Below are 12,470 nucleotides of genomic sequence, written 5' to 3'. Positions count from 1 at the left end.
CGTGTTCCTTCCTGGAGGGTGGACGGTGGTTCAGCGTCCCCAGCGCAGTGCCGGGGTCTCCACCGGTGCGTCCCAGAGGGCGGTGAGGTCGTCGTCGAGCACCGTCACGGTGAGCGAGAACCCCTGCATCTCGAGGGATGTCACGTAGTCGCCGACCAGGCTACGCGCGACCTCGTACCCGCGGTCGGTGAGGACCTCGGCGGCGCGTCGGTAGACGATGTAGAGCTCCGAGAGCGGGGTCCCGCCCATGCCGTTCACGAGCAGCAGGAGCTGCGAACCGGCCGGGGCGGACAGGTCGGTGAGGATCGGCTCGAGGACCCGGTCGACGAGCTCGTCCGCCGGGGCCATGGCGATGCGCTCACGGCCGGGCTCGCCGTGGATGCCGATGCCGAGTTCGACCTCGTCGTCGGCCAGGGTGAACGACGGTTCGCCGGCGTGCGGGACGGTCCCGGAGGACAGCGCCAGGCCCATCGACCGGGTGACGTCGTTGACGTGCCGGGCGACGGCGGCGACGGCGTCGAGGTCGTCCCCGCGCTCGGCGGCGGCACCGGCGCACTTCTCGACGACGACGGTGCCGGCGACTCCGCGTCGGCCCGCCGTGTAGAGCGAGTCCTGCACGGCCACGTCGTCGTCGACCACGATCGCCTCGACACGGATGTCCTCCATGCCGGCGAGCTCGGCGGCCGTCTCGAAGTTGAGGACGTCGCCGGTGTAGTTCTTCACGATGTGGAGCACGCCCGCTCCCCCGTCGACGGCCTTCGTGGCGGCGACGATCGGGTCGGGCGTGGGGCTCGTGAACACCGGACCGGGGACCGCGGCGTCGAGCATCCCGTAGCCGACGAACCCGGCGTGGAGGGGCTCGTGCCCGCTGCCGCCACCGCTGACGATCCCGACCTTGCCGGTCACCGGAGCGTCCGCGCGGTGCAGGTGGATCGGGTCCTCGACCAGGACGACGTGTCCGGCGTGGGCACGGGCGAACCCGCGGACGGTCTCGTCGACCACGGCCTGCGGATCGTTGATGAGCTTCTTCATGCTGACCTCCACGGGTGAGGGGGTCGCGAGGGCAGCACACCGCCGTCGTCGACCGGAGTTGCCTCAATGTACATCGTCGTGGCGCTCACCCGTTCGGGTCCGGTGCACGTTCGTGCACAGCCGGTTCGGCAACGGCGGGGCCGCGGACGCTCCTGCGCACACCCGCCCTGCACGTTCGTGCACTTTTCCGCAGTTCCCTCACGAACTCATCGCCCGGCGGGAAGCAGCGTCACTATGCTCGGCCTCAATCACTCAACGGGGAGTGCCGGCGCAGCACCACCGGTCCCCCACCCTCACGCACTGGAGGCCACCGATGGACGGCATCGGCGTCAATTTCCTGTCTGAGCTCGTCGGTACGGCGATGCTCATCATCCTCGGTGGTGGCGTCGTCGCCGCCGTCTCCCTGACGAAGTCGAAGGGCTTCGGCGCCGGGTTCCTCATGGTCACGATCGGCTGGGGCTTCGCGGTCTTCGCCGGTGTCACCGTGGCGTACAAGTCCGGCGGCCAGCTCAACCCGGCGGTGAGCCTCGCGCAGGCCATCCTCGGCAACATCACCGTCGGCGAGATGTTCCTCTACTGGCTCGCCCAGCTGATCGGCGCGATCATCGGTGCCGTCATCGTCTGGCTCGCCTACAAGCAGCACTTCGACGAGGAGCCCGACGCGGCCGCCAAGCTCGGCGTCTTCTCGACCGGCCCGGCGATCCGCTCGTACGGCTGGAACCTCGTCACCGAGATCATCGGCACCTTCGTGCTCGTGTTCGTCGTCATCGCGTTCACCAACGGCAAGACCCCGGCCGAGCTCGGCGCCATCCCCGTCGCCTTCCTCGTGATCGCGATCGGTGTCAGCCTCGGTGGCCCGACCGGCTACGCCATCAACCCGGCACGTGACCTCGGTCCGCGCATCGCGCACGCCTTCCTGCCGATCGCGGGCAAGGGCTCGAGCGACTGGGCCTACGCCTGGGTGCCGGTCGTCGGCCCCCTCGTCGGCGGTGCCCTCGCGGCCGGCCTGTCCTACGCTCTCCTCCCCCTCGCCTGACCCACCGAACGAACCCGTAAGGAGCACCAATGGCCGACTACATCGTCGCCATCGACCAGGGAACGACCAGCACGCGAGCGATCGTCTTCGACCACTCCGGCTCGATCATCTCCGTCGGACAAAAGGAACACGAGCAGATCTTCCCGCGTGCCGGGTGGGTCGAGCACGACCCGTCGGAGATCTGGGACAACACCCGTGAGGTCATCGGCCAGGCACTGTCCCGCGCCGACATCACCCGCCACGACGTCGCGGCGGTCGGCATCACGAACCAGCGCGAGACCGCGGTGGTCTGGGACAAGACCACCGGCAAGCCCGTCTACAACGCCATCGTCTGGCAGGACACCCGCACGCAGGCGATCGTCGACAAGCTCGCCGACGGGGACACCGACCGCTACAAGGCGATCGTCGGCCTGCCGCTCGCGACCTACTTCGCCGGCACCAAGATCATGTGGATCCTCGAGAACGTCGAGGGTGCACGTGAGAAGGCCGAGGCCGGCGACCTGCTGTTCGGCACCACCGACACCTGGGTCCTCTGGAACCTGACCGGTGGCGTCGACGGCGGCGTGCACAAGACCGACGTCACGAACGCGTCCCGCACCCTGTTCATGGACCTCGAGACGCTCCAGTGGCGCGACGACATCCTCGCCGACTTCGGTGTGCCGAAGGCGATGCTCCCCGAGATCGTCAGCTCCTCCGAGGTCTACGGCCACGTCGAGTCGTCGAACCTGCTCCGCGAGGTGCCCATCGCGGGCATCCTCGGCGACCAGCAGGCCGCGACGTTCGGCCAGGCGGCGTTCGACCAGGGCGAGTCGAAGAACACCTACGGCACCGGCAACTTCCTGATCTTCAACACGGGCACGGACATCGTCCGCTCGGAGAACGGGCTGCTCACCACCGTCGGCTACAAGCTCGGCGACCAGGAGACGCACTACGCGCTGGAGGGATCGATCGCCGTCACCGGTTCGCTCATCCAGTGGCTCCGCGACAACCTCGGTCTCATCGGCAGCGCCCCGGAGGTCGAGGCCCTCGCCAAGACCGTCGAGGACAACGGCGGCGTGTACTTCGTGCCGGCGTTCTCGGGGCTCTTCGCGCCGTACTGGCGTCCCGATGCCCGTGGTGCGATCGTCGGCCTCACCCGCTACGTCAACAAGGGTCACATCGCCCGTGCCGCCCTCGAGGCGACGGCGCTGCAGACCCGCGAGGTCCTCGACGCCGTCAACGCCGACTCCGGCGTGGACCTGACGGAGCTCAAGGTCGACGGCGGCATGACCGCCAACAACGAGCTCATGCAGTTCCAGGCCGACATCCTCAACGTGCCGGTGGTCCGTCCGGTCGTCGCCGAGACGACGGCGCTCGGCGCCGCCTACGCGGCCGGCCTCGCGGTCGGCTTCTGGGCGAACCTCGACGAGCTCCGTGCCAACTGGCAGGAGGACCAGCGCTGGGAGCCGCAGCTCGACGCCGCGGAGCGCGACCGCACGCTCCGTCTCTGGAAGAAGGCCGTCACGAAGACCTTCGACTGGGTCGACGAGGACGTGCAGTAGTCCTGCCCTGAGCTGACGCTCTGCACAGCGCAACGCACTGGAGGCCCGGTGCCGGTCCCATGGACCGGCACCGGGCCTCCAGTGCGTACGTCCAGTGCGTCTTGTCCAGTGCGTCTTGTCCAGTGCGTCTTGTCCGGTGCGTCTTGTCCGGTGCGTCGCGTCGCGTCGCCTCTGGTGAGGGGGCTGGCGGCTACGCGGCGGGGGCCGCGCCGACCCAATCAGCCAGTTTGCGCGCTGCGGCACCGGAGTCGATCGCCTCGGCCGCGACGAGCATCTGCTCGCGGAAGCGCTGCAGGATCGGGCGGTCGACCTCGGCCGGGTCCTGCGCGAGCCGGAACGCGACCAGGCCGGCGGCGGCGTTGAGCAGGACGATGTCGCGGACCGCGCCGACCGCTCCCGCGAGGAGCCGGTGCACCACGGCGGCGTTGTGCTCCGGGTCGCCGCCGAGCAGGTCCTCGACGCGGGCGCGTGCGATCCCGAGGTCCCGCGGGTCGATGTCGTGCTCGGTCACCCGGCCGCCGGTGACCTCCCAGATGTGGCTGTGCCCGGTGGTGGTGAGCTCGTCGAGGCCGTCGTCGCCACGGAACACGAGTGCCGTCGCCCCGCGCGTCTGGAACACGCCCGTGATGATCGGCACGAGCTCGAGCTGCGCGACCCCGACCGCGTTGGCCTCGCACCGTGCGGGGTTGACGAGTGGTCCGAGGAAGTTGAAGACCGTCGGGACGCCGATCTCCCGGCGCACCTTGCCCGCGTGGGCGAATCCGGGGTGGAAGGCACTGGCGAACGCGAAGGTCAGTCCGACACGCCGGAACGTGTCCGCGACACGCGCGGCGTCCATCGTCAGGTCGAGGCCGAGTGCGGCGAGCACGTCGCTCGAGCCGGACTTCGAGGAGCTGGCACGGTTGCCGTGCTTGACGACCGGCACCCCCGCTGCGGCGATGACGATGGCGGACATGGTCGACACGTTCACCGTCCCGACGACGTCGCCGCCGGTGCCGACGATGTCGAGCGCCATCGGGTCGACGTCGAGCGGGACCGCGGCTTCGAGGATCGCGTCGCGGAAGCCGACGACCTCGTCGACGGTCTCGCCCTTGGCGCGGAGGGCGACGACGAAGGCCGCGATCTGCGCCTCGGTCGCCCGCCCCTGCACGATCTCCTGCATGGCCCATGTGGACTGGCTGATCGTGAGGTCCTCGCGCGCCATGAGCGCGCTGATCACCGAAGGCCATGTGAGGAGGTCGAACATGTCTCGATCGTAGTGAATTTGAGAGACCCGCCAGTCTCCTGCGAAAACACTGTCGGTGTCTTCGGCCATAATGGAGGACGTGACTAGCACCCCTCTCTCCAGATCCGCCAGCGGTCCGGTCCTGAACAGGCCGAACGCCGTTGCCGTGGGGACGATCGTGTGGCTGGGCAGCGAGGTCATGTTCTTCGCCGGCCTGTTCGCGATCTACTTCACGCTGCGCAGCACTTCGCCCGAGCTCTGGGCGACCGAGACCTCCAAGCTCGAGGTCCCGTTCGCTTCGGTGAACACGATCATCCTGGTGCTGTCCAGCTTCGCGTGTCAGTTCGCGGTCTTCGCCGCCGAGCGGTTCCAGGTGCACCGCACCAGCTGGAACCCGAAGGACTGGGGCATGACGGAGTGGTTCTTCGTCACGTACTGCATGGGCGCGGTCTTCGTCTGCGGCCAGATCTTCGAGTACGCGAACCTGTGGCACGAGGGCATCACGCTCTCGTCGAGCGCCTACGGCTCCGCGTTCTACATGACCACCGGCTTCCACGGCCTCCACGTCACCGGTGGCCTCATCGCCTTCCTGCTGACGCTCGGTCGCGGCTTCGCCGCCAAGAACTTCGGTCACAAGGAAGCGACCACCGCGATCGTCGTGTCGTACTACTGGCACTTCGTCGACGTCGTCTGGATCGGCCTCTTCGCCGTCATCTACCTTCTCAAGTAGGAACTGGATAGCCCCCACCGCATGTTCAACAGAACCAAGTCCAAGAAGGGCCGCCGTTCACCGATGGCGACCGTGTCGCTCATCGTCGTCGGTCTCATGACCACCGGCGGTGCGTACGCGCTGTTCAGCTCCTCGGCGAACGCCGACGACAGCACGAGCACCGTGGCGGCCTCGAGCCAGTCGCAGGTGAACGAGGGCCAGAAGCTCTTCGCCTCCAACTGCGCCACCTGCCACGGCCTCTCCGCGCAGGGCACCAGCGAGGGTCCGTCCCTCATCGGTGTCGGCGCCGCGTCGGTCGACTTCCAGGTCGGCACCGGCCGCATGCCGATGGCAGCGCAGGGTCCGCAGGCGGAAGAGAAGCCCGCGCAGTTCACGGACGAGCAGGTCGACGCCCTCGCCCAGTACGTCGCGTCGCTCGGCCCGGGCCCGTCGGTCCCCTCCACCGAACTCACCAACGGTGAGAAGGGCGACGCCGCAGAAGGCGCCGAGCTCTTCCGCATCAACTGCGCCATGTGCCACAACGTGGCCGGCGCCGGTGGTGCGCTGACCGAGGGCAAGTACGCGCCGAACCTGCAGTCGGTGTCGGGCAAGCACATCTACGAGGCCATGGTCACGGGCCCGCAGAACATGCCGGTCTTCAACGACCTCAACCTGACGCCCCAGCAGAAGGCCGACATCATCACGTACCTCAAGTACGTGCAGGACAACAAGTCCCCCGGCGGGTTCGCCCTCGGCTCCCTCGGCCCGGTGGCAGAGGGTCTGTTCATCTGGATCTTCGGACTCGGTGCGGTCGTCGCGATGACGGTCTGGCTGACCGCGAAGTCCAACTGATCGTCCGTGTCGAACGACACTGAAGGGAACACCATGGCAGAGCACGACGACGAGGCACTGAACTCGTCCTCGGCTGTCGAGAAGCACGGCGCGACCACGTCGTCGCCCGGAATCGCGGTCCTCCCCGCGGATCCGTTCGAGAACCCGGGCGAGCCGCCGCACCGCGCGCGCCGCACCGACGTCGACCCGAAGAAGCAGCGTCTCGCCGAGCGTCAGGTCGCCACGTACTTCTACCTGTCGATCGTGGGCAGCGTCCTCTCGATCGCGGCCTACGTCGCCTTCCCGATCGACTCGGACGACTTCGGCACGGTCCGCACCGCGAACCTCTTCCTCGGTCTGTCGATCGCCCTGGCCCTGCTCGCGCTCGGTCTCGGTGCCGTGTACTGGTCGAAGTCGCTCGTCGTCGACCGCGAGATCTCGGAGCTCCGCCACACCACCCGTGGCACGGACGCGACCCGCGCGAAGGCCGTCGAGGCCTTCCAGCTCGCCGACAAGGAGTCCGGCTTCAGCCGTCGCAAGCTGATCCGCAACTCGATGATCGGTGCCCTCGCGGCGTTCCCGCTCCCCGGCATCGTCCTCGTCCGCGACCTCGCGCCGGCGGCCGACCCGAACGAGCTGCTCCGTCACACGTTCTGGAAGTCGGGCATGCGCCTGACGAAGGACCCGACGGGTCTGCCGATCAAGGCGTCCGACATCACGATCGGCTCCGTCTTCCACGTGATCCCGGACGGCATGCTCGACTCGGACCACATGCTCGAGGAGAAGGCCAAGGCGGCCGTCCTCCTCATGCGCCTCGACCCGAAGGACCTGAACCCCGCCAAGGGACGCGAGAACTGGGGCTACGACGGCATCGTCGCGTACTCCAAGATCTGCACCCACGTCGGGTGCCCGGTCGCGCTCTACGAGCAGCAGACGCACCACCTGCTGTGCCCGTGCCACCAGTCCACGTTCGACGTGTCGAACAACTGCGACGTCATCTTCGGCCCGGCCGCACGCCCTCTCCCCCAACTTCCTATCGCGATCGACGACGACGGCTACCTGGTTGCCCAGAGCGACTTCCACGAGCCCGTCGGACCGTCCTTCTGGGAGCGTGAACGCTGATGAGCACCACCACCACCAAGGCACCCGTGTCCGGCACCAAGCCGACGCCGGAGCGTGGATCCCGCATCATCGGCGGGGTGTCCAACTACATCGACGAGCGCACGAGCATCTCGGGCCTCGTGAAGGAGGTCGGGCGCAAGATCTTCCCCGACCACTGGAGCTTCATGCTCGGCGAGGTGGCGCTGTACAGCTTCGTCGTCGTCCTGCTCTCCGGCACCTTCCTGACGTTCTTCTTCCAGGCGTCGATGGCCGAGGTCGTCTACAACGGCACCTACGTCCCGCTCAAGGGCGTCGAGATGTCGACCGCGCTGCAGTCGACGCTCAACATCTCGTTCGAGATCCGTGGCGGGCTCTTCGTCCGGCAGATCCACCACTGGGCGGCCCTGCTGTTCGTGGCCTCGATCATGCTGCACATGGCCCGCGTGTTCTTCACCGGTGCGTTCCGCAAGCCGCGTGAGCTCAACTGGGTGTTCGGCTTCCTGCTCTGGGTGCTCGCCATGGCCGAGGGCTTCACGGGCTACTCGCTCCCCGACGACCTGCTCTCCGGCAACGGTCTGCGCATCATCGTCGGCATGATCGAGGGCGTCCCGGTGATCGGCGTCTGGATCGCCTACCTGCTGTTCGGCGGCGAGTTCCCGGGCACCGACATCGTCGGCCGCCTCTACACGCTGCACATCCTGCTGCTGCCGGCGATCCTCGTCGCGGTGCTCGGTGTCCACCTCGTGCTGGTCGTCATCAACAAGCACACGCAGTTCGCGGGCCCCGGCAAGACGAACGAGAACGTGGTCGGCGTGCCGATCCTCCCCGCGTTCGCCGCCAAGGCCGGTGGGTTCTTCTTCATCGTCGCCGGCATCCTCGCCCTCATCGCGTCGCTGTTCACGATCAACCCGATCTGGAACTACGGCCCGTACGACCCCTCCCCCGTGTCCGCCGGTACCCAGCCCGACTGGTACATCGGCTTCGCGGACGGCGCGCTCCGTCTGGTGCCGCCGCACTGGGAGGTCGTGTGGTTCGGCTACACGGTGTCGTTCAACATCCTCGCGCCGATCGCGGTGCTGGTCGTGCTCATCCTCGCGATCCTGCTCTACCCCTTCATCGAGGGCTGGATCACCGGTGACAAGCGCGAGCACCACATCCTCGACCGTCCGCGCAACGCCCCGACCCGCACGGCGTTCGGTGCCGCCGGTATCACGCTCTACGCGAGCCTCTGGGCCGCAGCGTCGTCGGACATCATCGCGACCCACTTCCTGGTGTCGATCGAACACGTGATCCACGTGATCCAGGCCACGACGGTCCTCGGCCCGTTCGTCGCCTTCTGGATCACGAAGCGTGTCTGCCTCGCGCTGCAGAAGAAGGACCGCGAGATCGTGCTCCACGGGTACGAGTCCGGTCGCATCGTCCGGCTCCCCCACGGCGAGTACATCGAGGTGCACGAGCAGCTCGACGAGTACGAGCGGTGGAAGCTCCTGCAGTTCAACGAGTACAAGCCGCTCATGATCCGCCCGAACGCCAAGGGCAAGATCTCCAGCGTGCAGAAGCTCCGTGCCGGTGTCTCCCGCTTCTTCTTCGAGGACCGCATCACGCCGGTCTCGAAGGCCGAGCTCGAGGCCGCACACGCTGCGCACCACGGTCCGGAGCTGGAAGGCGGCGACCACCCGGCTGCCGCAGTCGGCGCCGGCAACCACTGAGTTTCTCGGCAAGAACGCGAGAACCCCTCGTCCACTTCGTGGTCGGGGGGTTTTCGCGTTCGCGGGGTGTTCGCGTTCGCCTCACGGACACGCCGCATCCGGTTCACGTCCAGTACACCGAGACGTGCTGGACTCGTCCAGGACGGTGTGGCACTGTGTTGCACCACGCACCCGCCAACGGAATGAGACCCCGATGGACAGCCGGACGGCCGAACACCCCAGGCCGAACCACTTCCTCCTCCACCTCAGCGACACCCACCTCGTGGCGGGAGACGGTGACCTCTACGGCGACGTGGACTCCGCCGCGCGCCTGACCGAGATCGTCGCCGACATCGAAGCGTCGGGCACCCGCCCCGAAGCGATCGTCGTCACCGGCGACGTGGCCGACAAGGGCGAGCCGGGGGCCTACGCCCGCATCCGCGACATCGTGGAGCCCGCCGCCGAGCGCATCGGCGCCCAGGTCATCTGGGCGATGGGCAACCACGACGAGCGCGGGGCGTTCCGTCAGGAGCTCTTCGGTCTGCAACCGACCGACCGCCCCGTCGACTTCGTCTACGACGTGAACGGCCTGCGCGTTATCACGCTCGACACCAGCGTCCCCGGCAAGCACCACGGCGAGGTCTCCCCCGAGCAGCTCGACTGGCTCGCCGAGGTCCTCTCCGAAGCTGCCCCGCACGGAACCATCCTCGCGATGCACCACCCGCCGGTGCCGAGCGTGCAGGACCTCGCCGTGCTCGTGGAGCTCCGCGACCAGGACGCCCTCGCCGAGGTGGTCGAGGGCAGCGACGTCATCGCGATCATCGCCGGGCACCTGCACTACTCGACGAGCGCCGTCTTCGCGGGCATCCCCGTCTCGGTCGCCAGTGCCACGTGCTACACGCAGGACCTCACGGAGTTCCAGGGCGGCACCCGCGGCCGGGACGGCGCGCAGTCGTTCAACCTCGTGCACGTGTACGGCCACAACGTCGTGCACTCGGTCGTGCCGATCGGGCACTACTCGACCGTCGGGCAGCCCGTCACGGCCGTCGAGACCGAGGCACGCCTCGCCGCCGCCGGGGTCGCGATCCCCGCCGCGGTCGAGCCGGCTCCCGTCACGTCGAGCATCCCCGTGTTCACGCTCGACTCGGTGCCCGTCTCCCCCGTCCACCGCTGAGATCGCAGTTCGGCGCGCTGCCCGGGGTGGCGTGCGCGCGGAAGTGCGATCTCACCGCCTCGGGGTGGTCGCGACTGCCCACGGCCTGGAGGCGCGGTACTGGCCCGCCACGCGCCTCCCGACGGTGGGTGAGGCGCCTCCTGCCGGCGCTGAGATCGCACTTCGGCGCGCGGCCCGGGGTGGCGTGCGCGCGGAAGTGCGATCTCACCACGTCGGGGTGGTCGCGACCGCCCATGGCCTGGAGGCGCGGCGCCGGCCCGCCACGCGCCTCCCGACGGTGGGTGTGACGCCCACGGCCGGTGCTGAAATCGCACTTCGGCGCGCGGCCCGGCGCCTTGTGCGCGCGGAAGTGCGATCTCACCAGGTCGGGGTGGTCGCGGCCGCCCACGGCCTGGAGGCGCGGCGCCGGCCCGCCACGCGCCTCCCGACGGTGGGTGTGACGCGAATGCCCGCGCTGAGATCGCAGTTCGGCGCGCTGCCCGGTGCGGTGTGCGCGCGGAAGTGCGATCTCACCACGCGAAGCGATGGGCGGGACCGCGTTCTACGCGCTGGGCCGCTCCCACGGCGCGGGGAACGGGAAGTACTTCTCGAGGAAGTCCGTGACGCGCTGCGTCCGCTCCTCGTCGCTGACCTCCGGGAAGCTGCCGTCGTTGAGGCAGAAGAAGTCGACGTTCCGCTTCTTGAGCAGGTCCTCGAGCGCCCGCAGGCCGGACAGCATCGTGGTGTCGATGTACCGCACCGGAGCGTTCTCCTGCACGATCGCCCGACCCGTGAGCAGCGAGTAGTAGTGGTACAGCGAATTCGTCACCGAGATGTTGTCGGCAGCACGGAACCGGGAGCCCGCGGTCGAGGCGAACTCGTCCGCGAACTCGTGCTCCATCTCGGTCATGATCGACTTCCGGAGGGGCGTCGGGGCGTGCTCGAGGTGCCGCGTGGTGACGGCACCGAAGCGCTGCTGCAGCAGGCGGCGGTTGACCCGCGCGGAGTTCTCGAACCCGCTGCGTGCCGCGTTGTTCGAGCCGAGGCCGATCCGGGTCGTCGCGAGGATGAACTTCGTCACCGAGCCCGGGCTGAAGAACACCGACGGGTCGACCATGCGCCCGAAGAACATGTCGTCGTTCGAGTAGATGAAGTGCTCGCTGATGCCCGGGATGTGGTGCAGCTGCGACTCGACGGCCTGCGAGTTGTGCGTCGGCAGGACCGACGGGTCGGCGAAGAACTCCTCGCTCCGCACGATCCGGACCTTCGGGTGGTCGGCGAGCCAGGCCGGCGCCGGGGAGTCGGTGGCGATGTAGATCTGCCGGATCCAGGGTGCGAACGTGTGCACCGACCGGAGGGCGTACTTCAGCTCGTCGATCTGACGGAAGCGGGCGGGGGCGTCGTCGCCCTCGCCGAGCACGGCACCGGACTGCGCGGCCTGGCGGGCGCGCTGGTACTCGATGGCGTTGCCGTCGACCCACGAGAACACGATGTCGATCGGGAAGCGGATGTCCGAGACGTGGTCGTCGAACATGTGCTCGACGGTGCGCCACGTCCGGCCGTACCGTTCGATGTCGACGAGGACGAACTCGTCGATCGGCAGGCTGCGGCGCATCAGGGCGTTCTCGACGGGTGCGAGGACCTCGATGTCGGTGACGCGCCAGAACTCGACCTGCACGCTCGTCTCGGCGCCGTAGCGGAGCCGTCCGAGCGGCTCGACGCGGGGGCGGAACACGCGGAGGACGGGTTCGTCGACGGAGCCGAGGCCGTCGTCGATGACGAGCACGGCGGGCTGTCCCGGGGGCTTGGCGTAGAACGGCTCGTTCGCGGCGGCGGCCATCACAGCACTCTCCGCACGCTGCCGGTCGCGCTCGTCGAGGGCGATCACCGGCCGCTGGTCGTTGCCGCGGATGAGCAGGTGGTCGACGTCACCGGCGGTGAGTGCGTCGTCGAGGAACAGGAGGTCCTCGATCATCGACTGCTGCGGGGTGAGGTGTCCGTTGACGAGGGTGAGACGGCCCTTGCGGACGACGACGTCGGGCCGGTCGAGACCGCCGGAGGACGGTCGAGGGTTCAGCAGAGGACTCTCGGTCACCGGCTCGGTCTCGCTGCTCATCCATGCCCTTCGGGTCGATCGGCCGGGTCCTGCACCCG

Annotated in this window: 10 protein-coding genes; 7 read left to right on the top strand and 3 right to left on the bottom strand. The window is 68.5% G+C overall.

The genetic code is table 11. From position 1 onward, the window contains the following. Positions 1 to 30 precede the first annotated feature (30 nt). Positions 31 to 1,032 carry a dihydroxyacetone kinase subunit DhaK gene (dhaK, locus tag DEJ28_RS09450; protein WP_111116511.1) on the bottom strand — a complete coding sequence of 334 codons (1,002 nt, stop codon included), beginning with the start codon at positions 1,030 to 1,032 and terminating at the stop codon, positions 31 to 33. Positions 1,033 to 1,345: 313 nt separating this feature from the next. Between dhaK and DEJ28_RS09445 the strand changes: the two genes are divergently transcribed. Both DEJ28_RS09445 and glpK read left to right on the top strand, forming a co-directional pair. Continuing rightward, positions 1,346 to 2,068, top strand: coding sequence for an MIP/aquaporin family protein (locus DEJ28_RS09445; protein ID WP_111116474.1), 723 nt, complete (start codon positions 1,346 to 1,348; stop codon positions 2,066 to 2,068). Between the two features lie 29 nt (positions 2,069 to 2,097). Beyond that, positions 2,098 to 3,609, top strand: a complete 1,512-nt coding sequence (glpK, locus tag DEJ28_RS09440) for a glycerol kinase GlpK (protein ID WP_111116475.1) — start codon at positions 2,098 to 2,100, stop codon at positions 3,607 to 3,609. A 190-nt stretch (positions 3,610 to 3,799) separates the two neighbouring features. Here the strand turns inward: glpK and trpD are convergent, their stop codons facing one another. Next, on the bottom strand, positions 3,800 to 4,855 hold the full coding sequence (gene trpD, locus DEJ28_RS09435; protein WP_111116476.1) for an anthranilate phosphoribosyltransferase: 1,056 nt from the start codon (positions 4,853 to 4,855) through the stop codon (positions 3,800 to 3,802). Positions 4,856 to 4,925: 70 nt separating this feature from the next. Between trpD and ctaE the strand changes: the two genes are divergently transcribed. From ctaE to DEJ28_RS09410, 5 genes are all read left to right on the top strand, one after another. After that, positions 4,926 to 5,564 (top strand): aa3-type cytochrome oxidase subunit III, encoded by a 639-nt coding sequence (gene ctaE / locus DEJ28_RS09430; RefSeq protein ID WP_111116477.1) that lies wholly within the window; start codon positions 4,926 to 4,928, stop codon positions 5,562 to 5,564. A 21-nt stretch (positions 5,565 to 5,585) separates the two neighbouring features. Beyond that, positions 5,586 to 6,395 carry a cytochrome bc1 complex diheme cytochrome c subunit gene (gene qcrC, locus DEJ28_RS09425; protein ID WP_111116478.1) on the top strand — a complete coding sequence of 270 codons (810 nt, stop codon included), beginning with the start codon at positions 5,586 to 5,588 and terminating at the stop codon, positions 6,393 to 6,395. A gap of 33 nt (positions 6,396 to 6,428) precedes the next feature. Then, on the top strand, positions 6,429 to 7,496 hold the full coding sequence (gene qcrA, locus DEJ28_RS09420) for a cytochrome bc1 complex Rieske iron-sulfur subunit (RefSeq protein WP_181433775.1): 1,068 nt from the start codon (positions 6,429 to 6,431) through the stop codon (positions 7,494 to 7,496). After that, the gene (gene qcrB, locus DEJ28_RS09415) at positions 7,496 to 9,184 is read left to right on the top strand and encodes a cytochrome bc1 complex cytochrome b subunit (RefSeq protein WP_111116479.1); all 1,689 of its coding nucleotides are present in this window, start codon (positions 7,496 to 7,498) and stop codon (positions 9,182 to 9,184) included. Before qcrA ends, qcrB begins: the two co-directional genes overlap by 1 nt. A gap of 193 nt (positions 9,185 to 9,377) precedes the next feature. Continuing rightward, positions 9,378 to 10,337: a phosphodiesterase gene (locus DEJ28_RS09410; protein WP_111116480.1), complete on the top strand. Its 960-nt coding sequence runs from the start codon at positions 9,378 to 9,380 to the stop codon at positions 10,335 to 10,337. A 541-nt stretch (positions 10,338 to 10,878) separates the two neighbouring features. Here the strand turns inward: DEJ28_RS09410 and DEJ28_RS09405 are convergent. After that, a complete protein-coding gene (locus DEJ28_RS09405; protein WP_111116481.1) occupies positions 10,879 to 12,432 on the bottom strand; it encodes a stealth family protein in 1,554 nt (517 codons plus the stop codon). Positions 12,433 to 12,470: the final 38 nt, after the last annotated feature.

The sequence above is a fragment of the Curtobacterium sp. MCPF17_002 genome, from assembly GCF_003234115.2.
Classification (GTDB): domain Bacteria; phylum Actinomycetota; class Actinomycetes; order Actinomycetales; family Microbacteriaceae; genus Curtobacterium.
This window is presented reverse-complemented; position numbering and strand designations above follow the sequence as displayed.